Source organism: Nocardia sp. SYP-A9097, from assembly GCF_009649815.1.
Taxonomy (GTDB): domain Bacteria; phylum Actinomycetota; class Actinomycetes; order Mycobacteriales; family Mycobacteriaceae; genus Nocardia.
In genome coordinates, this window is the sequence record NZ_WJIC01000004.1 from 64140 (window position 1) to 86003 (window position 21864).

General features: G+C 65.1%; 16 protein-coding genes. 9 read left to right on the forward strand and 7 right to left on the reverse strand.

Annotation, left to right across the window (positions count from 1 at the left end; all coding sequences use genetic code 11):
- Positions 1-26 precede the first annotated feature (26 nt).
- Both GFY24_RS10405 and GFY24_RS10410 read right to left on the reverse strand, forming a co-directional pair.
- On the reverse strand, positions 27-3731 hold the full coding sequence (locus tag GFY24_RS10405; protein WP_153804813.1) for a nitrate reductase subunit alpha: 3705 nt from the start codon (positions 3729-3731) through the stop codon (positions 27-29).
- Between the two features lie 365 nt (positions 3732-4096).
- Positions 4097-5671 carry an FAD-dependent monooxygenase gene (locus GFY24_RS10410; protein WP_228566180.1) on the reverse strand — a complete coding sequence of 525 codons (1575 nt, stop codon included), beginning with the start codon at positions 5669-5671 and terminating at the stop codon, positions 4097-4099.
- A gap of 47 nt (positions 5672-5718) precedes the next feature.
- Here GFY24_RS10410 and GFY24_RS10415 point away from each other — a divergent pair, with 47 nt between their 5' ends.
- A complete protein-coding gene (locus GFY24_RS10415) occupies positions 5719-6504 on the forward strand; it encodes a TetR/AcrR family transcriptional regulator (RefSeq protein ID WP_153804814.1) in 786 nt (261 codons plus the stop codon).
- A gap of 724 nt (positions 6505-7228) precedes the next feature.
- On the opposite strand, the gene GFY24_RS10420 is transcribed toward GFY24_RS10415, so the two are convergent.
- Positions 7229-9616, reverse strand: coding sequence for an arylsulfatase (locus tag GFY24_RS10420; RefSeq protein ID WP_153804815.1), 2388 nt, complete (start codon positions 9614-9616; stop codon positions 7229-7231).
- A gap of 168 nt (positions 9617-9784) precedes the next feature.
- Here GFY24_RS10420 and GFY24_RS10425 point away from each other — a divergent pair, with 168 nt between their 5' ends.
- From GFY24_RS10425 to GFY24_RS10445, 5 genes are all read left to right on the forward strand, one after another.
- Positions 9785-11374: an ABC transporter substrate-binding protein gene (locus GFY24_RS10425; protein WP_153804816.1), complete on the forward strand. Its 1590-nt coding sequence runs from the start codon at positions 9785-9787 to the stop codon at positions 11372-11374.
- A complete protein-coding gene (locus GFY24_RS10430) occupies positions 11371-12330 on the forward strand; it encodes an ABC transporter permease (RefSeq protein ID WP_153804817.1) in 960 nt (319 codons plus the stop codon). Before GFY24_RS10425 ends, GFY24_RS10430 begins: the two co-directional genes overlap by 4 nt.
- Entirely contained in the window at positions 12327-13190 is an 864-nt protein-coding gene (locus GFY24_RS10435; RefSeq protein ID WP_153804818.1) for an ABC transporter permease, read from the forward strand. Before GFY24_RS10430 ends, GFY24_RS10435 begins: the two co-directional genes overlap by 4 nt.
- A complete protein-coding gene (locus GFY24_RS10440) occupies positions 13187-14866 on the forward strand; it encodes an ABC transporter ATP-binding protein (RefSeq protein WP_153804819.1) in 1680 nt (559 codons plus the stop codon). The genes GFY24_RS10435 and GFY24_RS10440 overlap by 4 nt, the downstream gene beginning before the upstream one ends.
- A gap of 152 nt (positions 14867-15018) precedes the next feature.
- A complete protein-coding gene (locus GFY24_RS10445; RefSeq protein ID WP_309230698.1) occupies positions 15019-15801 on the forward strand; it encodes a helix-turn-helix transcriptional regulator in 783 nt (260 codons plus the stop codon).
- Between the two features lie 88 nt (positions 15802-15889).
- On the opposite strand, the gene GFY24_RS10450 is transcribed toward GFY24_RS10445, so the two are convergent.
- On the reverse strand, positions 15890-17647 hold the full coding sequence (locus tag GFY24_RS10450) for an NTP transferase domain-containing protein (protein ID WP_375336030.1): 1758 nt from the start codon (positions 17645-17647) through the stop codon (positions 15890-15892).
- A 342-nt stretch (positions 17648-17989) separates the two neighbouring features.
- On the opposite strand from GFY24_RS10450, the gene GFY24_RS10455 reads away from it, so the two are divergent.
- A complete protein-coding gene (locus tag GFY24_RS10455) occupies positions 17990-18823 on the forward strand; it encodes a helix-turn-helix domain-containing protein (RefSeq protein WP_309230700.1) in 834 nt (277 codons plus the stop codon).
- Positions 18824-18883: 60 nt separating this feature from the next.
- On the opposite strand, the gene GFY24_RS10460 is transcribed toward GFY24_RS10455, so the two are convergent.
- On the reverse strand, positions 18884-19765 hold the full coding sequence (locus tag GFY24_RS10460) for an alpha/beta fold hydrolase (protein WP_153804821.1): 882 nt from the start codon (positions 19763-19765) through the stop codon (positions 18884-18886).
- A 220-nt stretch (positions 19766-19985) separates the two neighbouring features.
- Here GFY24_RS10460 and GFY24_RS10465 point away from each other — a divergent pair, with 220 nt between their 5' ends.
- Together GFY24_RS10465 and GFY24_RS10470 are read left to right on the forward strand one after the other, a co-directional pair.
- On the forward strand, positions 19986-20405 hold the full coding sequence (locus GFY24_RS10465) for a hypothetical protein (protein ID WP_194852813.1): 420 nt from the start codon (positions 19986-19988) through the stop codon (positions 20403-20405).
- Between the two features lie 66 nt (positions 20406-20471).
- A complete protein-coding gene (locus tag GFY24_RS10470; RefSeq protein ID WP_153805163.1) occupies positions 20472-20750 on the forward strand; it encodes a WhiB family transcriptional regulator in 279 nt (92 codons plus the stop codon).
- Positions 20751-20770: 20 nt separating this feature from the next.
- Here the strand turns inward: GFY24_RS10470 and GFY24_RS10475 are convergent, their stop codons facing one another.
- Together GFY24_RS10475 and GFY24_RS10480 are read right to left on the reverse strand one after the other, a co-directional pair.
- Entirely contained in the window at positions 20771-21511 is a 741-nt protein-coding gene (locus GFY24_RS10475) for a VOC family protein (protein WP_153804822.1), read from the reverse strand.
- A gap of 50 nt (positions 21512-21561) precedes the next feature.
- Positions 21562-21864, reverse strand: a complete 303-nt coding sequence (locus GFY24_RS10480) for an MGMT family protein (RefSeq protein ID WP_153804823.1) — start codon at positions 21862-21864, stop codon at positions 21562-21564.

Below are 21864 nucleotides of genomic sequence, written 5' to 3' on the forward strand. Positions count from 1 at the left end.
GCAGTGTGACCTCGTCGCGCTCATCGTCAGTACTCCACCTTTTGATTGCGCTTGCGAATGGTCGTGACTTCGTCGCGCTGATTTCCGGTGGGGCCGTGGTAGTTCAGCGCGAAGGACTGCTGGGCGTACCCGCCGATGAGGTGTGAGGGTTTGATCATGATGCGGGTGAGCGCGTTGTGAATACCGCCGCGCTTGCCTCGGCCCTTGAATTCCTTTGCGCCCTCGGCATTCTCGGCGGGGCCTTCGATACGCGGGACATTCACCGCGCGGTCCTGGGCGTGGTACATGAAAACCGTGCCCTCGGGCATGCGGTGCGAGACGATGGCGCGGGCCACCACCACACCGTTGCGGTTGACCGCCTCGATCCAATCATTGTCTGCCACACCGATTTTGGCGGCGTCGAGCTCGGACATCCAGATGGCCTGGCCGCCGCGCGAGAGCGTCAGCATATGCAGGTTGTCCTGGTACGCCGAGTGAATGGACCACTTGGAGTGCGGTGTCAGATACCGCACGGTGACACCGTTCTCGTTCACCGCGCCGATTCCGGGTTCGGCGAACAATGCCGTCATATCGAGCGGCGGCCGGTAGATCGGCAGCTGTTCACCGAGCTCGATCATCCAGTCGTGATCGAGGTAGAAGTGCTGCCGCCCGGTGAGGGTGTGCCACGGCTTGAGCCGCTCGGTATTGATGGTGAAGGGCGAATACCTGCGCCCGCCGGTCTCACTGCCGGACCACTCCGGTGAGGTGATGACCGGAACGGGCCGAGCCTGGGTGTCCGCGAAGGTGATTCGCTTACCCTCGTGTTCGGCGGCGAGATCGGCGAGCTGGGTGCCGGTGCGCTTCTCCAGTTCGTGGAAGCCCTCCACCGCGAGCCTGCCATTGGTGGTGCCGGAAAGCGCCAGAATGGCCTCGGCCGCATGGGTGTCCTTGGCCAGGGACGGACGACCCTGTGCCACACCGGAAACCACGGTCCCGTTCATGCCTTTGAGGTACTCGACCTCGGCATCGGGAACGGTGGTGACGCCCTTGGTGGTGAGACCCATGCGCTCGACCAACGGTCCGAGCGCCGCCATCTTCTCGGCGACCTTCGGGTAATCACGTTCGACCACAACGATTTTCGGCATGGTCACGCCGGGAATGGGCTCGCATTCGCCCTTCTTCCAGTCCAGCACCCGGCCGCCGGCCTGGGCCAGCGCATCGGCGGTGTCGTGCTGAAGCGGCACGGCGACAATGTCTTTGCGGATACCGAGGTGCTTCTCCGCCAGCCAGGAGAAGCCGCGCGCGATGCGATGGAACGCCTCGAAGTCGGTGCGCGCCTCCCACGGCGGGGAGATGGCCGGGGTGAAGGCATGCACGAACGGGTGCATATCGGTGGAGGAGAGATCGTGCTTCTCGTACCAGGTGGCGGCGGGCAGCACGATATCGGAGAACAGCGTCGTGCTGGTCATGCGGAAATCAAGGGAGAGCAGCAGATCCAGCTTGCCGGTGGGTGCTTCCTCCCGCCACACCAGCTCCTGCGGGCGCGCGCCGGTGGCCTCACCGGTCTGCAGATTGGAGTCCGCGCCGAGGAGATGCTTGTGGAAGTACTCATTGCCCTTGCCCGACGAGCCGAGCAGATTCGCCCGCCACACCGTGAGCACGCGCGGGAAGTTCTCCGGTGCGTCCGGGTCCTCGCAGGCGAAGCGCAGGTCACCGGATTTCAGCCCGTCGACCACATAGTCGGCGGCGGACTTCCCGGACGCCTCGGCCTCATCGGCCAGATCCAAGGGGTTGCGATTGAGCGTCGGGTAGGACGGCATCCAGCCCAAACGTGAAGCGAGCGCGATATTGTCGGCCGCCGTGCGCCCCGCGAACCTGCCGCTGCCCAGCGGTGAGGCGAAGGCTTCGGAGGTGAACGGGTCATAGCGCCACTGGTCATTGGTGAGGTACCAGAAGACGGTGCCCTGCATCTGGCGCGGCGGGCGCTGCCAGTCGGAGGCGAAAGCCAGTGTGGACCAACCGGTTACGGGACGACACTTCTCCTGGCCCACGTAATGTGCCCAGCCGCCGCCATTTACGCCCTGACAGCCGGTGAGCAGCGTCAGAGTGAAGAAGGCGCGGTAGATCTGGTCGGAGTGGAACCAGTGGTTGGTGCCGGCGCCCATCAGAATCATGGAGCGTCCGCCGGAACGGTCCGCGTTATCGGCGAATTCGCGGGCGATGCGCTCACACTGCTTGGCGGGAACGCCGGTGATGGTCTCCTGCCAGGCGGGGGTGTACGGCTCGCTCGGGTCGTCGTATCCGGTGGGCCAGCTGCCGGGCAGGCCGGGGCGCGCGACACCGTACTGTGCCATCAGCAGATCGAATACGGTCGTCACCCGTTTGCCCGCGATAACCGTGGTCGGCACGCCGCGGGTAAGCACCTCCGCCGACGGCCCGTCGAAACGGGGGAACTGCACGGCCGCAGCATCATCGGTGCGACCGTGCAGAGTCAGCAGGGGATCGACATCCCCGAGATCGAGATTCCAGCGGCCCGCACCTTCTTCGGTGAAGCGGTGGCCGAGAGATCCGTTGGGCACCTGCGGATTTCCGTCCGCATCCAGCAGTACCGGCTGGAATTCCACACTCTCCCCGGCGATTCCGAGGTCGGCCGCGGTCAGGAACTTGCCCGGTACCGCGAGACCGTCCTTCTCGTCCAGGGCGATCAGGTACGGCAGGTCGGTGTACTGCTTGATGTAATTGTCGAAACGCTCGGTTCGCTTGTCCATGAAGAACTCTCGCAACACCACATGACCCATGGCCATGGCCAGCGCGGCATCGGTGCCGGGGCGCGCGGGCACCCATTCATCGGCGAACTTGGTGTTGTCGGCGTAGTCGGGGGAGACCACCACGACCTTCTGCCCGCGATAGCGCGCCTCGGTCATGTAGTGCGCGTCCGGGGTGCGGGTGACCGGGACATTGGAGCCCCACATGATCAGGTATCCGGCATCGAACCAGTCTGCGGATTCGGGCACATCGGTCTGATCACCGAACACCTGCGGCGATGCCACCGGCAGATCCGCGTACCAGTCGTAGAACGACAGCATGGAGCCGCCGATCAGCGAAATGAACCGTGCCCCAACGGCATGCGACACCATCGACATGGCCGGAATGGGGGAGAACCCGGCCACCCGATCGGGTCCGTACTTCTTGATGGTGTGCACATGTGCGGCGGCGGCGATCTCCGCGGCCTCCCACCATTCGGCGCGCACGAAGCCGCCCTTACCGCGCGCGGACTTGTACGACTTGGCCGTCTCCGGGTCCTCGACAATGGACTCCCACGCCAGCACCGGATCCTTGAACCGTTCCTTGGCCGCGCGATACAGCTCCAGCAGCACGCCGCGCACATACGGATACCGAATGCGCGCGGGCGAATACGTGTACCAGGAGAACGACGCCCCACGCGGGCAGCCCCGCGGCTCGTACTCCGGCTTGTCCGGGCCGACCGACGGATAGTCGGTCTGTTGCGACTCCCACGTGATCACGCCGTCCTTGACGTAGATCTTCCAGGAGCAGGACCCGGTGCAGTTCACGCCGTGCGTGGAGCGCACCACCTTGTCATGCGACCAGCGATCGCGGTAGAACTCGTCGGCGTCGCGCCCACCCACCTGATGCAGGGTGCGCAGATCGTCCGAGACCTCACCACGATGGAAGTACTTACCCAATCGGAGCAGTGCATCGCCGGCGGAGGTTCCGGTGTGCGAGTTAGCCATGATGCCCCTATCGAGTGCGAAGAACCGGGCTGCTGGCTCGACTGTAAAGACGTGCGGGCAGGCGGCAAAACGGTTCTCTCACAGTGCGCTGGGGGTCATTGTGAGCTGTGAGATCGGCGCAACCTTACGGTCACTGCCCAATAGCGGCGCACGATGCCGCGTTCCGCCCCCACCTGCGGAAATATGCTTCGGAAGGGTAAATAGTAGGCCCGCGCAAGGGTTTTCGGCTGCTCGCGGTGATGCTTCGGAAACGACTGGTTCTCTCGCGGTTTACATTTGTTAACAGAAGATCGACACCAAATCCGGTTGCTGTCGGATCGCTGGTAAACATCCCGCGTCCGCCCGGAGCTGCCCTGAGACCCCGGCTAAACCGCGCGTGAAGGCTGCGGATGCGGCGCGGGCGCGTAAAGGGTGATTTCCAAAGCGGTACGCAGAGCCGCCACTGGATCGGCGGGCAGTTCCGGTGCACGCCACGCGACTATCTGGTCCGGGCGGACGAGTACTGCGCCCCCGGGCGTGAGGCCCACGGTCTCGCAGTAGTGGTCGTCGACCTTGTGACTGTCCAAGCCCTCCTGATCGGCGGCTGCCCGCCAGGCGGATCCGGCGGAGCCGGTGATGAGGACGAATTCGGTGCCTATGAGATCGAGCGTCGAACGGTCCGGCGCGAGGAAAGCATGCGGCAGGCGAGTCCCCGGCTGGCCGGAAACGTCCAGGCGATCCATCGTGTGCGCACTGCCGTCGTCGATGAAAGCACCTGCCGGATAACGATTTCCGAGAATCAAGGCGATCGGATCGGCCAGTGGGGTGCCATCGGGGGACTGCTGGTTCATGGTGCGCAGATTGGCGGTACGAATACTGGACTGGTCGGCTATGAACCAGCCGGCCGGGTGGCGTTCGGCCTGGTAGGAGTCCAGTAGTGCCTGATCGGCCACACCGTGCAGTACCTGCGCCAGCTTCCAGGCGAGATTATGCACATCCTCGATCCCGGTATTCGCGCCCGCCGCGGCGAACGGCGGCATGACGTGGGCCGCATCGCCCGCGAGGAAGATGCGACCTGATCTGAGACTGTCGGCCACGAACATGCCCGGCTCCCAATTCATTACGCTGAGAACTTCGATATCGATATCGGGTGCGCCGATGGCAATGCCTAGGGCGTCGGGCCACTCCGCCGCGGGGCGATCCAAGCCCTGAGCGCTGGTGAAGATCCACCGCTGTGTGCCGTCGATGGAGGCGAAAGCGCCTGGGACACGGTCATTCTCGACCTGGCACAGATTGAATTCCCGACTGCGAACCAGCTCGGTGAGATCGGCGCGGAAATACACATTCACCGCACTGCCGAGGGTGCCCCGACCACTGCGGGTAATGCCCAGGCGTTCTCGGATCGGGCTGTTCGCCCCGTCGGCGGCAATGATGTAGTCCCCGCGCAGCTGCTCCACCATGCCGTCGGCAGTGCGCACCGTGGCATGAATACCGGTGCTCGCGCCGTTGCCCCCGCCGTGGTCCTCTCGGAAGTCGGTGAGCTCCACGCCGAATCGCACATCCACCCCCCGCGCCTCGGCAATCTCGCGCAGTACCGGTTCGAGTAGATCCTGCGCACAGAGGCATGCCCCGGCCGGGGTGATGGCATCCCAATCGGGCATCCCACCCGGCAGCATGAACGGCAACCGCTCCGACTCGGCGAGCGTCGGCCCGGCGGCCATAAATTGATAATTCGCAAGATCCCGTGCGGCCTCGAAGACCTGTGCGGCAATCCCGACCTGCCGAAACAACTCCATGGTCCTGATATTGATGCGCCGCGCCTTGGGCTGTGGCGAGGTGGTCGCCCGCCGCTCGACCACGGTCACCTCCACATCGTGCTGGCGAAGAAACAGCGCGGCACACAACCCCACCAGTCCGCCGCCGACGACCAATACGCGTGGTGCGTGTACGTTGTACATCATGTGTACGTTGTACACGAATGGTTGAATTCCTCGCAAGGAGGTGACAAATGACCGAGGAGACAACCCCACCCGGCGCACTGATCTGGACCCTGCCCGAACCTCCGGGCCGCCCCACCACGACCCTGAACCGCGCAGACATCCTCCGCGCCGCGCTGACCATCGCCGACGCCGAAGGCGCATCGGCCCTGACCATGCGCCGAGTGGCAACCGCCGTTGGTGCCTCCACCCCCATGTCCCTCTACCGCTACGTCGGCAGCAAAGACGGCCTGGTAGACCTCATGATCGATGCCGTTTACGGCGAAATCCCGCTCCCCGCAACAACTTCTGCCCAGAATCCTGAGGCCGAAGGCGAACCGCGTGCCTGGCGCCCGATACTGGAACGCCTCTCCCTCGACACCTGGACCGTCATCCAGCGCCACCTCTGGTTCGGCCACCTGGTCCACACCCGCCCCCCATTCGGCCCGAATGCACTGCGCTACTTCGACTTTCGCTTCGCACTCCTGGAGCCCCTCGGCATCTCCGCCGACGACATGACCCGCATAACCACAGCGATCGACGGCCACCTGATCGGCACCGCCCTCCAGTTGGCGGAAGAGATGCGCATGCGATCCCGCACCGGCCTGCACACCGACGCTCAACTCGCTGAAACCGCCGCCCCCTTCCTCCAACCCCTCCTGGAATCCGGCACCCACCCTGCCTTCTCGCGCTGGCTCGCCGATCGCACCCTTCCTGGTCGGGTGGATCCTGCCGATGTTGCGGATCCGGTGGCGTGGACTCTCGCCGCGCTGCTCGATGGGATAACCGATCGGTTGGGGCTCACGGGGCCTTCGTAGCAGACTCGGGCGGATTACCCTCCGCCCCAGCGGGGTTCGGAAGATGGCCACGATTTTTCAGAGTGGGAACCTCGCCTGCCGTACCCGGCTTTCGCTCCCCTTTTGGGAGCCGCACTCTCGCGTCCCAGCGTGGCCGGCCGGCCGTGGGAACCTTCAGAACCAAAACGACAAAAAACAAGACAAAAGACGCCAGGGCGAGAAGAACCACCAACCAGAAGTGGACAATCCGGACAGGGTGAAGGGTCTCGGGGTCACGGCGCACACCCCTATCGACTCATCACACCCCGTCTCGTGCCAGCACACCCCTTGTATAAGGGGTGTGCTGATTAGACACGGGGTGTGATGGCGTCGAGGGTGGGCGGTTTGGGGGTTTTGGTCTTTGGGGTTTGTGTTTTTTGCTCGAGATCGGTACCACGGCCTGCCAGCCAGGCTGGGAGGTGGGAGTGCGGCTCCCAAAGGGGGAGCGAAAGTCGGGTACGGCAGACGACGTAACCACTCCGAAGAATCTTGGCCCTCCTCCGAACCCCGCTGGAACGTGATCTCCCGCAGGGTATTCGGCTACGAAGGCCCTGAGTGCATCCCCTCTACCATCCCATTCGACCGATTCCTCGGGAGAGACGCAACACGGATGTACTCACGCAGGCAAACGTCGAGAAGACCCCTGCGTGAGTACATCCATGTTGCAGCACCCTGCCGGTCGGTAGAGGGATTTGCCTGTTATGGGCTATTCAGCGATGAGTTCGGCCTCGGAATCCAGGGCGCGCCGGGTGTCTTCGGGGACGCCGATCGCGCCCGGGCTGTAGGTGACCGAGCGGAGGTTTCCGGTGTAGCGGAAGACGCCTCGGCGTTCGCGGAGATCCCAGTCGACCGGGCCTCGGGCGTCGAGGCCGATGGAGATGCCGGTCCAGGGGGCCATGCCGACCAGTTGGATTTGGTCTGGGAGGTGGGCGGAGCGGACGCCGTCTATGTGGATGGTGAAGTCCCAGCGGAGGTGGGGGCGGACCACTGCCGAGACCGTGATGTGTTGGCTGCCTTCGGGTATCGGGCCCGCGTCGATGGTGGTGTAGCGGCCGTAGGCGTTGTAGCCGAAGATCAAATGGCCGTTTTCGACGAAGAGCAGGTAACCGCCCTGCGGGTCGCCGTGAGCTATCAGGACGCCTTCGTCACCGGTGCGGTAGCCGCGCCGGGTGGTCGGGACATCGCCGGTGCGGATTTCGGGGTGAGCTGGGGGTGTGCTCTGGTGGCCCGGGTTGCCGCCGAGGCTTATCGCAATTGTGAAGTCGCGGTAGGCGATCAGGCGTTGGGAGCGGTAGCGCTCCAGGGTGGGGGTGCCGGGGAGGATGCTGACACGTTCGGTGAATCGGGATTCCTCCGGGCGGCGGTTGGCGAGGTCCTGACGGGTGACGAGGGGGAAAACCGTGTTGTGCCAGGCGGCTTCGTCCCAGGCGGCTGAGAGTTCGGCGACCTTTTCCGGGAATTGCGCTGAGACGTCATGCAATTCGGTGGGGTCTGTGCGGACGTCGAAGAGTTGCCAGTGGGGGTTGTCGATGCCGCGTGCGGGTTCGTGGAGGGCTAGGAGCTTCCAGCCGTCGCGGTAGAAGCCGCGGTGGCCGGTCATCTCCGAATATTGTTCGACGTGGCGGGAGGTGGCGGCTCGATCACGGAGGACATCGGCGGCGGAGATGCCGTCGAAATCCTTGGCGGGGAGGCCATTACGTACTGAGGGCCGATTCAGTCCCGCCAGCTCCAGCAGTGTCGGGGTCAGGTCGGTGACGTACGTGTACTCCTGGCGAATGCCGTTGTCGTCTTCGGTGCGCGGCAGGCCCTTGGGCCAGGAGAGCAGAAACGGCACCCGGACACCACCCGCGAAGGTCTGGCCCTTGTAGAAGCGGAACGGGGTGTTGGACGCCTGGCCCCAACCGCGCGGGTAGTGCACGCCTAGCTTCGCGGTGCCGATGAGCGAATCATCGTGCGGTACATCGCGTTCCCAGTCGGGTTCATCCACCTGTGCGAACTGCGCGAAATAGGTGCGCGTGCCCTCCGGGCCGCCTTCGGCGGTGCCGCCATTATCGGAGGTGAAGACGATGATGGTGTTGTCGAGTTCGCCGAATTGCTCCAGGGTTTCGACGATTCGGCCCAGGCTCTGGTCGATGCTGTCGACCATGCCCGCGTACACCTCCATGTACCGATCGAATCGTGACTGTTGCTCGGGTGTCAGCGAATCCCATTCCTGCGCTTCATAACCCGGTTCGGTATTGCGTGGCTTCTGTTGCGTGCCCTCCGGGAACAACCCCTGTGCGAGCTGAGCGGCGAATCGGCTCTGCCGCAGTCGATCCCAGCCCTCCTGGTACCGACCCCGGTATTTGGCAAGGTCTTCCGGCTTCGCCTGCAATGGCCCGTGCATGGCGGTGTGCGCGAAGTACAGGAAGAACGGCTTGTCGGCGTCGTGCGCGCGCAGTTCCTTCAGGTATCCGATGGCGCGATCGGTGTAATCGTCGGTGAGGTAGTAACCCTCGGGGTACTCGTCCACATCGACCGGTGAACTATCCGAGATGAGCTGATTCGGATGGTAGAAGGAGTTCAATCCCTCCAAAGATCCGTAATACCGGTCGAATCCGCGCTGGGTCGGCCAGGAATCGCGGTGCGCGGCCGGGTGTAGCGTGGCATCGCGCACCAGATGCCATTTTCCGACCGCGTAGGTGGCATATCCATTGGCGCGCAATATCTCCGGCAGAGTCAGCACATCATCGGCGAGTTCCAGGCGCAGACCGGGATAGCCGGGATCGGCATTGGCCACGAAGCCGAATCCGGCGCGATGCGAATTCACGCCCGTCAGCAGTGCTGCCCGCGAGGGTGAGCAGAGCGGGGTGGTGTGAAAGTTGGTGAGCCGCAAACCCGTTGCCGCGATCCGATCCAAGGTGGGTGTTTCGATCTCCGAGCCGAACGGCCCGATATCGCTGAACCCCATATCGTCCACGAGCACCACGATGATGTTGGGTGCGCCGGCGGGGGCGGACGGCGGGTAGATCCACTCCGGGGTGGAATCGGCGGTGGTGCGGCCGATTTCGCCGGTGAAGTTCTCATAGCCACGGGCATTGGCGGGGACAGGCATTCTTCCAGCAAAGGGCCGGGGGCGGTCCGTTCGCCAGGGTTTCATTCTGGCTGCGCGCAACCGGTGATCGCCCGCTCACCCGCTGTTAGCGTCCTGATCCACAGTCCCCCCGGGGTGCGTCCACACACCCCGCCGCGGCATGCCGCCACGTATCTCGAGGATTTCCAGATGAATTCTGCCCCCGGTGTCCTAGACCGCCGTCGTTTCCTGCGCAGCTCCGGTATCGCCGCGCTGGCCATCTTCGGCGGCGGCGCACTGGCCGCCTGCACCTCGGCGGTGAATCAGAGCAAGGGTGGCGGCGATGACAACGCACAGCCGGTCAAGGGCGGGACGCTGAACTACGGCGTGCTGGTCGATCTGGTTCCGGCGAATATTCTCACCAATACCGGCACCACCCCAACGGTTGTCGGCCTGGTCTTCGAATCACTGGTGCGCTATCCGCACGACAAGCTGGAGCCGCAACCGCTGCTGGCGAAGAAGTGGACTCTCGCGCCCGACGGGCAGTCCATCACCCTGGAATTGCGCGATGACGTCAAGTTCCACAGCGGGCGCGCGTTCACCTCCAAGGATGTCGAATTCTCGCTGCGCACCTATGCCGATCCGAAGTGGTCGGCACAGTTGAAGAGCACCGCCGCCGCTATCACCGGCTATGACACCACCGACCCGCACAAGATCGTACTGACCTTCGCGCATCCGCTCGGCAACATTTTCGATCTGCTCGATACCGCGCCGATTCTGGACAGCGAGACCATCGATCAGCTCGCCACCGGCGACAAGATCGTCGGCACCGGTCCGTTCCGATTCGTACAGCGAATCCCCAACCAGCGGTTGGTCTTCGAGAAGAATCCGGCCTACTGGGTGCCGGAGCGGCCCTACCTCGATCGGGTCGAACTCAACATCATCTCCGATAGTCAGGCGCAGCTCAACGCGCTCAAATCCGGTCGGATCCAGTTCGCGGACGGCATCGGGTATCGCGATAACGAGAACCTCGACAAGACCGACGACTTCCGCGCGATCCGCTTCGAAGGCGCCGAACTGCAGCTGTATGTCGGTGCGAACGTGCAGGATCCGGCCCTGGCGGAGGTGCGGCTGCGGCAGGCCATCGCCTACGCGATCGACCGCGATCGGATCATCACCGAGGTATTCCGGGGCGCGGGGTACACGCTGAATCTGCCGTGGCCCAAGTCCTCTCCAGCCTTCGACGAGGCCCGCAACAGCCGCTACGCGAGGGATGTGCCCAAGGCGAAACAGCTTGTCTCCCAACTGCCCAAGCCGCCCAAGCTGCCACTGGCCTACAACACCGCGTACAGCACCTATGAGGCCACCGCGCAGATCGTGCAGGCCAACCTTGCCGAAGCCGGCATCGAGGTGGAGTTGGTGCCGACCGAGAACGCCACCTTCGTCAAGCAGTTGATCGGCGCGCAGTTCCCGGGCCTGTGGATCACCGACCATTCGTGGGCGCAGTTCGTGCCCTCCACGCTCGCGGTCAGCGCGTACCCGTTCAATGCCCGCAAGAACGCCTCGCATTACGAATCACCCGCCTATGTCGCGGCGGCCGACAGCGCCTGGAAACTGCCGCAGGGCACCGGACCCGACGCGACCCGCGCCTACCAGTCGCTCAGCGATCAACTGCTGGACGGACTGTTCCTGATCGAGATCGGCGCGCGCTTCTACCAGTACGGGTCCACGCGAAAGCTGCACGGCGTCAACTGGACCAAGCGCCGGGAGGGCGTGTTCACCGAGACGTTCCTGGTATGAGCGCCTATCTGCTGCGCCGTGTTCCGTCCGCGCTGGCGGTGCTCTTCGGCGCCTCCGTACTGATCTTCCTGCTGCTGCGGCTGGTGCCCGGCGATCCGGCCACCATTCTGGCCGGGACCGACGCGACACCGGAAACCATCGCCGGTATTCGCCACCAGCTTGGCCTGGATCGATCGATTCCCGCCCAATACCTGACCTGGCTGCACGGTGTGATCACCGGTGATCTCGGGCGCTCGTACATTATCGGCGGGCAGATCGCGGATCTGGTCGGGCGCGGGCTCGCCAATACCCTCGTGCTCGCGGCATCCGCACTGCTGCTCGCGATCGTGGTGAGTCTCGCGGTCGGTGTCGCCGCCGTCCTGTGGGACCGGCGCTGGCTGAATTCCATTGTGGCCGCGGTGAATACGGTCGCGGTCGCGATTCCGGTCTTCGTCACCGGCGTACTGCTGGTGCTGGTGTTCGCCATCGCGATTCCGATTCTCCCGGCGGGCGGTATTCCGCCGGACGGGTTCATCGCCCGACCCGATATCGCGGTGCAGTACCTGCTACTGCCGTCGATCTGCCTCGCCCTGCCGGTCACGGCCGCGCTCACTCGATTTCTCACCGAATCACTCCGCACCGAACTGCGCAAACCCTATGTGCTCACCGCGCGGGCGCTGGGTATCTCACATCGGCGGATCGTCACCCGCGGCGCGCTGCGCAATGCGCTGCCCACCGTGCTGACCGTGCTCGGCATCCAGACCGGACAGCTGCTGGGCGGTGCGGTGCTGGTGGAAGCGGCTTTCGCCTGGCCGGGTATCGGGCAGCTCATCGAACAGGGCATCAACCGGCGCGATTATCCGGTGGTGCAGGCACTGTTGCTGTTCTCGGTGGCGGTATTCGTGGCCATCCAATTGACCACCGATGTGGTGCACGCTTGGCTCGATCCGCGAATTCGTATCGGAGGCAGGGCATGAGCGCCCTCGATCTCGCCGAGCCGGTGGAAACCGCTGCGCGCGAACCGAATCCGCTCCGGAGGGCGCTGCGCACGGGGCAGGGCCTGGCCGGGGTGCTGCTGATCGCGATCATCGCGTTCGCGGGCCTGGCCGCCGGACTGCTGACGAAATACGATCCGCTGACCCAGATTCCGGGCGCCAACCTGCTCGGACCGAGTGCTGAGCATTGGCTCGGCACCGACGGCGTCAACCGCGATGTATTCACCCGGGTACTGCACGGGATTCGCGTCGATCTGCTGATCGCGTTCGTGGCCGTGCCCGCGGGTGCGCTGCTCGGTGGGCTCACCGGATTGCTGGCCAGTGTCAACAGCATCGCCGATGTGATCACCCAGCGGGCATTCGATCTGATTCTCGCCTTCCCGGCATTGATCTTCGCCATCGCGCTCTCCGCCATTACCGGCCCGGGTGTGCAGGCCGTGATCGTGGTCGTCGTAGTCGCCGAAATCCCCATATTCGGCAGGCAGATTCGCACCGCGATCCTGGCCGTACGCGAACAGCCGTATGTGGAGGCCGCCGAGGTGATCGGCGCGGGCACCTGGTGGACGCTGCGTAAACATGTGCTGCCCAATGTGATCGAGCCGCTCGCGGTGCAATTGGCGCTGTCGGCGTCGCTCGCGGTGTTCATCGAGGGGGCCATGAGCTTCATCGGTATCGGGGTACGACCGCCGGATCCCTCACTGGGATCGCTCATTTCCGAGTCGATCCACTACCTGGACGTCAATCCGGCGTACGCCATCGGACCACTGCTGGTGGTCTCCGGCCTGACCCTCGGATTCCTATTGATCGCCCAGGCACTGGGCCGCGCCCGGAGGATCGGATGAGCGAGCACGAGACGCTGCTGGATATTCGTAACCTGGTGGTGCGCTTCGGCACTCGCACCGTGGTCGACGGCGTCGAGGTTCGGGTGGGACGCGGTGAGACGGTGGCGCTGGTGGGTGAATCCGGCTCCGGGAAGTCACTCACCGCACGCGCGGTACTCGGGTTGCTGCCCGAGGGCGCGCACGCCGAGGGTTCGATTCGCCTGGGCGGCACCGAGATCATCGGCACACCCGACACCGAGCTGCGCGCCCTGCGCGGCACCCGCGCCGCCATGGTGTTCCAGGAGCCGCAGACCGCGCTCAATCCGGTGCAGAAGATCGGCACCCAGATAGCGCAGGCGCTGCGGGCGCATCGGCCGATCGGTAAGGCGCAGGCCAGGACTCGCGCCATCGAGCTGCTGACCCTGGTCGATATTCCGGAGCCGGACAAGCGCGTCGACTGGTATCCGCATCAGCTCTCCGGTGGGCAGAAACAGCGGGTGGTGATCGCGCTGGCGCTGTCGGGCGAACCCGAGCTGCTGATCGCCGACGAGCCGACCACGGCCCTGGATGTCACCGTGCAGGCCGAGATCCTGGACCTGCTCCGGGATCTGCAGGCCCGCACCGGAACCGCGATTCTTTTCATTACCCACAATCTCGGCGTGGTGGCGGCGATCGCCGATCGCGTGGTGGTGATGAACGCGGGCCGGATCGTCGAAACCCGGACTGTCCAAGACCTTTTCACCGATCCACGGGAGAATTACACCCGCACATTGCTGGAAGCGGTTCCGACACTGCCGGGGTCCGTCGCCGCCCCAACACCCGTCGTGGCAGTCGGCGACCCCTCGGCGGTCGCGCCCGCCACCGAGCAGCCGGAACCGGTCCTGCGAATTTCGCACCTGTCGGTGGTATATCGCCGTCAGCGCAAGGAGTTCCGCGCGCTACACGATGTCTCGCTGACCGTCGCGCCCCGCGAGGTGATCGGCCTGGTCGGCGAATCCGGTTCCGGCAAGAGCACTCTCGGCCGCACCGCCCTGGGACTGGTCCCCGCCGCGGCCGGCGAGGTGGTGCTCCAGGGCGTCCGCCTGAACGGTCTGGGCAAGCGCGACCTGCGTGGCCTGCGCAAGAACGTGGCCCTGGTACACCAGGACGTCACCGCCTCCCTGGACCCGCGTCGCACCCTCGGGGACGCCATCGGCGAACCGCTCCTGGTGCATCGCGCCGCCTCCGGCGCACTGCTGCGCGCCAAGGTGGGCGATCTGCTGGAGTCGGTGCGCCTGCCCCGCGACTACGCCACCCGCCGCCCCGCCGAGCTCTCCGGCGGCCAGCGTCAGCGGGTCGCGCTGGCTCGGGCGCTCGCGCTCGCGCCCCGACTGCTGGTGGCGGACGAACCCACCAGCGCCCTGGACGTATCGGTGCAGGCACAGGTACTGGACCTGTTCACCGATCTGCGCGAAGAGTACGGTTTCGCCTGCCTGTTCATCAGTCACGATCTCGCGGTGATCAACCGGATAGCCGATCGCGTGGTAGTCCTGAAGGCGGGAAATGTGGTGGAAAGCGGCCCGGTGACGGAAGTTTTCGGTAATCCTGGACAGGAATACACGCGGCGCTTGCTGGCCGCGGTGCCGGCACCGGATCCGGTGCGCGCGCGGCGCGCGGAATCCGAGCCCGCGCATCCCGCGTTCGCGCTGGGAGCGTGACGGGAATTCCGAACAGGATCGGCGACATATACAAACAGGGATAGTCGCGCATACGCGTCACAGGCCTGTTTTGTGCAAGCATCCCCAGTGGGGGCAACCCGGCGGCATCTCGAACGAGACGCCGCTCGCCGGGCAAGCTGAAGGGAGATGCGGTGGTCGCCGATATGGCCTGCGGACGTGAATCTCGGGAGCTCGAAGCACCCACTTTCGGAAATCTGCTGCGCCGCCTGCGCGACGGCCGTGGGGTATCCCGCGAACGGCTGGCCTTCAACGCTGGTGTAAGCGCAAGTTACATAACGCATTTGGAGAAAGGCGATCGCGGAAATCCGACTCGTGAGGTGGTGGAAGCGCTTACTCGCTATCTTGATCGATTGGATCCGCTCAGCTCCGCCGATCACCGCCAGCTGACCGATCTCGCGGGGCTGGGAACGGGTGAGATGCCCACCGTGGAGCAGCTACGCGGCGCTATTACCCCCGATATGCGCCGAGTATTGGACCTGCACCGCCCGAATCTGGCCGCCTATTTGGATGTGCGCGCCAATGTGCTCGCCTGGAACGAAAGTTGGGAAGAGGCGTTCCCCGGCGTATGCGAGGACGGCAATATGCTGCGCTGGTTCTTCGGCAATGACCTGGCCGCCCGAGTCCTGGTGGATTGGGATTCCGATGTGCGCCAAGTGGTTCGGTGGATGCGCGGATTGATCGGCCGCTCCGGCGATGTCACCGGCTTCATCGAACTGCTCGCCGAACTCGGCGAATTCCCCAAATTCCGGCACGCCTGGGCCGACGGCGGCGTGGCCTTCGCCCCGCACGTCTGGACCATACATCTGCGCAACCCCGCAACCGGTCTCCACCGCAAGATCTACGCCCAAACCGGCCGCGTCGACACCGGCCCCCACCCCGGCCACCTGCTGGCCATCCTCGGCCTCAACGGCTGACTCCGGCTTCAACGTCTGGCCCTCCGACCTCGGCGGCTGCCTCCCCCCGAGATGACGGGGTAGGGCCAACACGGAATGCCGGGATGCGTCAGTGTGGGAGAGGGAGGAATTCCACCGGGTCGTTGTCCGCGGCGTCGGCGGGGACGATTACGAGGCCGTCGCGGTCCAGGAGACCGGCCAGGTGGGCGGTGCGGATGCCGGGATCGCCGATCCAGCCGCCGGTGGGGTCGATCCGAGCGGGAACGATTCGCGGTGCGGGGCCGGAGATTTCGGCGGCATTGGCCAGCGGGCCGGTCAGCGTGCGGGCCGGGGTGGCTCCGGTCAGGCCCTCGATGACCGCGTGTACCAGTGCCAGCAGCGTCGCAACCGCGGCATAGGGATTACCGGGAAGGCCGAGAACCAGTGGGCCGGAGGCCAATTGGGCGGCCACGGTGGACCCGCCCGGGCGCAGGTGCAGGCGGCGGACCAGGACGCGGGCCCCGGCGCGATCGAGGGCGCCGCGGAGTTGGTCTGCCGCACCGCCGCCGGTGGCCCCGACAATGACCAGCAGATCGCAGTCCGAGGCCGCGGCGAAGACATCGTCGAAGGCATTCGCGGTGTCCCGCAGGTGGACTCGGTCCACGGTGCCGATGCCGTACCAGGCCAGTAGATCCGGCAGGATCGGGCCGAGCGAATCGCGGGTCTGTCCGGTGTGCAGCGGGCCCTCACTGCGAATCTCGTCCCCGGTCATGACGATTCGCGCCCGCACCGGTCCGCGCACTGCCACCGTGGCTACTTCGGCGCCGGCGGCCACCGAGATCAGCGCGGTACCCACCGGCGTCCCACCGGGCGCGAGCTCGGCCCCGGGCTGCCAATCCTCCCCGCGTCGCCGCACATCATCGCGAATCGGGCTGTCGGGCAGGCGATGTAGCCGCCCATCAGGTTCGATCCGCACGAATTCGTCGCGCACCACGGTGCCCGTGCCGTCCGGTACGTGCGCGCCGGTGGCGATGCGCACCGCCTCACCGTCGAGCAACCCCACCGGTCGCTGCCCACCGGCGAAGCCGATATCGCGGCGCAGCTGCCACGGTCCGTCCCCGCTCACCGCGTACCCGTCCATGGCGCTCACATCGAAGCGTGGCAGCGCCTCGACCGCACGAAGGGGTTCGGCCAGCGCGGACCCGCGCGCGGCCCGCACGCCGATCCGGCGCACGGGCAGTCGGGAGATGTTCCGGCGCAGCTCATCCCGCGCCGCGGTGAGGGATATCGGGGTGGCCGCCCGGCCCGCGCCGGTGCGCGCCGCGCGGACATCATCGGGTGTATCGCAGTCCTGCACGCCGTCCAATGCCACCATGGCGGTATCGATCGGCACCAATGCCTTCATCGGCCGATTCACGAATGAGTCGAGTCGATCGAGCGCCGCCGCCAGCGCCGTCCGCCGCCAAACTCCGACCAGATACTGTGGTCGCCCCGATTCGTCCGCGGCGAATACCGCGTCACTGCCGGATTCCTTTGCGTGCGAGAGCAGTTCGTCCACCGCGGCGGATGTGAGAAATGGCATGTCGGCGGCGAGCACCACAATGTGCCCCGCCGGGAATTCGCAACCGGCGAGCATCGTCATGGCGGCCGCAATCGCGGCGACCGGTCCGGCGCCGGCCGGTACCTCTTGTGCCTGAAGGATTTCCGGCGGTAACTCCGGCCGGTGCGGTCCGACGACCACGATCCGCGCGCACTCCGAAACGGCGGAAAGCGCCGCATCCAGCATCGATCGGCCGCCGACCACAATGGCGGGCTTGTCGACCCCGCCCATTCGGCTGGCCCGGCCACCGGCGAGCACTATCGCGTCGATGGTTGTCACGAGGCGTATGCGGCCAGGCTTGGGATCATGGTTGAAGATCGTAGTGGCTACCTGTCGGGGGACCTTGGAAGCGGTGTCTCGACAGTCGATTCCAAGGCTTGCTAAGCAATTGCCCATCGTGCGCGAGTTGCGCGATGTGGCACGACACATAGTAGAAATGATCATGTTTTGAACTTCTGAACAATCGCATATGGCAGTATCCGGAGCCAGAGCTGCGGGGGGTCCAGGGAGATTCACTACAGTTCAAAGCAGGCGTTACAGCGGGTCCCGCTGTCCGGAACCGGCGGGTACCGGATCGATGAAGGTTGGTTTGCTGAATGTTTGTGGAGAGGGAACGACGTGGTGCTGGGCGTGAGACCGAATAGAGACTTCGACGAGCTGAAACCGCCGACGTTCGGCCTCCTGCTGCGCAAGTTGCGCGACTCCCGGGGCGTATCCCGCGAAAGACTTGCCTTCAACGCGGGCGTCAGCGCCAGCTACATCAGCCATTTGGAGAAGGGCGACCGCGGCCATCCGACCCGCGAGGTGGTGGACGCACTGGTCCGATATCTGGACCGAATAGACCCGCTGTCGGTGGTGGAACGACGGCACCTGCTCGACCTCGCCGGGCTGGGTGTCAGCGAATTTCCCTCGATACAGCAACTCCGCGCCGAAATCACCGATGACATGCGCCGCGCGCTCGACCTGCACGAGCCCAATCTCGCCGCGTATGTGGATACTCGCTGGAATGTGCTGGCATGCAACGCCAGTTACTCGCGCGCCTTCCCCGGACTCGACCAGGACGTGAATATCCTGCGCTGGTTTCTGAGCAACGATCTGGCCCGGGAAGTCATGTTGGAGTGGGAGTCGGAGGTCCGGCTCACCGTGCACTGGCTGCGCGGTCTGATCGCGAGCTCCGGTGATACCGGCTGGTCGGCGGATTTCCTGGCCGAGCTGGGGCGTTTCGGGCTGTTCCGGGAAATGTGGGACGAGGGCATTGCCGCTTACGGCCGCCCGAGTTCGATCATGCACCTCAAGGACAATCTGACCGGGCGCTGTCGGGCCATCGATGTGCAGTTGTTCAGCGTCTTCTCCGCGGCGTATCCCACCCAGATCCAGATCTTTCTCGGTATTCCGACCTGGTGCGCCGATACCGGCGTTCAGCTCGATCCCGATCATCTGCGCCGCGACGCGCGAGAGGAATAGCGGGCCGCGACCTATTGGCCGCGGCCGCTTTCGTTACGATCCGGCATTTCGATCACGCGATCACCGTGCGATGTGAATCTCGGCTGCGGCGCGCTCCTGCGGCCACGGGTGCGCCAGCACGTGCGTGAGCGGATTCGCGGGCCGGGCGGCCGCCCGCCGAACCAGGCGAATCAGCAAGGGCGCCAACACTTCCGGATGCGTCCAGGCCGCACCCTGCCCCGCGCCCGGAATCGTCACCACGCCATCGGCATTGACCAATCCGGCCGCCATGGCGGCGTTCTTGTGCGCGGAACTGCTGCCGTCCTGACTGCCCCGGATGACGAGCGTGGGCGCGCCGATCTCCGGGAGCCGGTGCAGCAGCGAACGGCGCTCCAGGAGGCAGCGCACCGCCGGCATGATGGACTGGCGATCGGAGCTGTACCAGCGGCTGGTCCAGGCCCGCCACAGGCGCGGATCATTACCGCCGACCAGCAGCGGCGCCAATTCCGCGACCAGCGGGGCCATCGGCTCGGCACTGCACCAGCGGTCGAAAAACGTTCGGTAGAAATCGAACTCATCTGCGGTGCAGGCCCCGGCGTCGGTATCGATCAGCGCCAGTCCGCGTACCCGTTCGGGTGCGAGCAGTGCGAGCCGCAGCGCGGTATACCCGCCCTGACTCATTCCACCGATTACCGCTTTCTCGATCCCCAATTCGTCCATGACCGACAAGGTGTCGGCTGCCATATCCCAGTATGTGAATGGTTCGCCATCAGGTGACTGCGTACGTCCGTGGCAACGCGCGTCGATTGTTACCAGATTGATTCCGGCAACTGCCAGAGGTTCGCGCATCGGTTCGAACATGGATTCGTCCATCAGAAATCCATGGGTGAGAACGAGAGTCGGTCCGGGGATGTCGCTGGTCACGAAATGCACCGTGGCAGCACCCGATCGCACATAAGGCATGGTCAGACCGTAAAGGGCGGAACACGCCCCGCCCTAATGTTTGCCCGTGTTGTGCCGGGCACCCTTCGGTGCTGTTCCCGGCGGGTACCCACACTCGTCAGTGTCGGTACTGCTAGGGGTTTGCCCCAGATCCCGTCAAAACTGGACAACAAGACCTTTCGGCCTTTTAAATCAGCCGTGACGCTTTTGGGACAAGCGTCAATTCGAAAGGGAGGAAATAATGTTCGACGCCACCACTGCTGCCCATCGTGACTTCCGGATCGATGCCGGAGCCGCGTTGCGAGAATCGCTCGAGGGATTGCTGCTGCACGACGGCGTCGGTCTGGACGCACGTATGCGTCATGCCATTGCCGCGGTCGTTCATCTCGCGGTCGATGCTCCGCTCGGAACGCCGGAGGATGCCGAGGAATTTCTCGGCCGACTCGATTCCTCGTGGCTCTTCGCCGCCTGGCACGATTCCGACACCGAATTGTCACTGCTCAACACGCTTTCGCTCGGTGAGGTGCCCGCGCTTTCCTGGTGCGAACTCATGTTCACCACCGCGCTCGCGCCCTGGTCGACCGCGCCCGCCGCGGTACACGCGCGCCGAGTTTTCGCGGCCGGTGAACAGGCCCGCCTCGCCGCCGTCGCCGGTGACTAGCAGATCTTCCCGGAAACACCCGCGTAATTCCTGATCAACACGTATGAAGAGGTGAACGACGTGAAAATGCTTTTCACCAATTTCGATGCAATGTTCGAAACCATCACGCGCAAGGACGAATTCGAACCGGAATCGTGGCATCAGCAGGCGCTGTGCACACAGACCGACCCGGAAGCGTTCTTCCCCGACAAGGGTGGTTCCACCCGCGAGGCCAAGCGGATCTGCGGCTCCTGCGAGGTACGCCGCCAATGCCTGGACTACGCCCTTAGCCACGATCAGCGTTTCGGTATCTGGGGCGGACTCTCACCCCGCGAACGCCGCCGCTACGAACGCGGCGCGGCCTAGCTCCACCCGGCCCGGCTACTTCAGCCCGAAGCCTCTCGCAGCAAACAGAATTCATTGGTTTCCGGATCGGCCAGCACCAGCGCCGGTGTATTGGCCGGAGGCGTATCCGGATTCATCGGCAAGGCACCCGCGGCACGCAGCCGCGCGGCTTCTACTACGGGGTCATCGGTGGGGAAAGCGATGAGATCCAGATGTAGCCGACCGCATTCGCCCAGCGCCTCGGGCGTACGTAGGAATTCCAGCCACGGACCCTGACCCGTGGCCGAACGGATTCCGGCATACCGAGCGCTGTCATGGGTGACAGGCCAGCCCGCCGCAGTCGACCAGAACTCGGCCAGGCGCTGCGGATTCTCGGTATCGACCACTATCGCCGCCACCGCGCCGGTATCCACATACTGTTCACGCGGTTCCAGCACGCAGAATTCATTACCCTCCGGATCGGCCAGCACCGCCCACGGCACCGCGCCCTGCCCGATATCCAGGCGGCGCGCGCCCAGCGACAATGCCCGATCCACTTGTACGCGTTGATGATCCAGCGAACGGCTGGACAGATCCAGATGAATGCGATTCTTCGCCGACTTGGATCGACGGGCGGGCAGGAAGGTGAGCGCCACATCCAGCCCGTCCGGGTCGGAGGCGGCCACATCGACCTCGCCCGGCCGATCCATCAGCACCTCCCAGCCCAGCAACTCGGCCCAGAAGCGGGCTACGCTCCTCAGCTCGATCGCATCGAACACCACGCATGCCAGACGGGTGGACATGGCATCAACGGTAACCGCCGGGACGGGTGGCGGGTATCGGGTTCGGTGGATCACTCCGAGACGAAGTGGTGCCGGGCGCGTCGCAGATCCACCCGGTCATCGAGGACCGGACAGCCCTCGGCGGCCAGCTGCCGTAATTGCCGCTGCGCCAAATGTGGTGCGGGCGTGCCATTCGCCCGCAGCACCCGATGCCACGGCAGATCCGCGGAATCGGTGCGCATGATCCAACCGACCGTGCGGGGTGTGGACAGGCCCGCCGCGGCCGCGATATCGCCGTAGGTGGACACCCGGCCGGGCGGAATGGCCGCCACCAACTCGCGGACACGCTCGATATCGGCATCGGTGGTGGCCAT

What these genes read in the sequence shown, in the direction of transcription:
- GFY24_RS10460 (WP_153804821.1), bottom strand. Translation starts at nt 19,765, where the DNA reads ATGCCTTATGTGCGATCGGGTGCTGCCACGGTGCATTTCGTGACCAGC.
- GFY24_RS10405 (WP_153804813.1), bottom strand. Translation starts at nt 3,731, where the DNA reads ATGGCTAACTCGCACACCGGAACCTCCGCCGGCGATGCACTGCTCCGA.
- GFY24_RS10425 (WP_153804816.1), top strand. Translation starts at nt 9,785, where the DNA reads ATGAATTCTGCCCCCGGTGTCCTAGACCGCCGTCGTTTCCTGCGCAGC.
- GFY24_RS10420 (WP_153804815.1), bottom strand. Translation starts at nt 9,616, where the DNA reads ATGCCTGTCCCCGCCAATGCCCGTGGCTATGAGAACTTCACCGGCGAA.
- GFY24_RS10435 (WP_153804818.1), top strand. Translation starts at nt 12,327, where the DNA reads ATGAGCGCCCTCGATCTCGCCGAGCCGGTGGAAACCGCTGCGCGCGAA.
- GFY24_RS10475 (WP_153804822.1), bottom strand. Translation starts at nt 21,511, where the DNA reads ATGTCCACCCGTCTGGCATGCGTGGTGTTCGATGCGATCGAGCTGAGG.
- GFY24_RS10415 (WP_153804814.1), top strand. Translation starts at nt 5,719, where the DNA reads ATGACCGAGGAGACAACCCCACCCGGCGCACTGATCTGGACCCTGCCC.
- GFY24_RS10430 (WP_153804817.1), top strand. Translation starts at nt 11,371, where the DNA reads ATGAGCGCCTATCTGCTGCGCCGTGTTCCGTCCGCGCTGGCGGTGCTC.
- GFY24_RS10440 (WP_153804819.1), top strand. Translation starts at nt 13,187, where the DNA reads ATGAGCGAGCACGAGACGCTGCTGGATATTCGTAACCTGGTGGTGCGC.
- GFY24_RS10465 (WP_194852813.1), top strand. Translation starts at nt 19,986, where the DNA reads ATGTTCGACGCCACCACTGCTGCCCATCGTGACTTCCGGATCGATGCC.
- GFY24_RS10410 (WP_228566180.1), bottom strand. Translation starts at nt 5,671, where the DNA reads ATGATGTACAACGTACACGCACCACGCGTATTGGTCGTCGGCGGCGGA.
- GFY24_RS10480 (WP_153804823.1), bottom strand. Translation starts at nt 21,864, where the DNA reads ATGGCCACCACCGATGCCGATATCGAGCGTGTCCGCGAGTTGGTGGCG.
- GFY24_RS10470 (WP_153805163.1), top strand. Translation starts at nt 20,472, where the DNA reads ATGCTTTTCACCAATTTCGATGCAATGTTCGAAACCATCACGCGCAAG.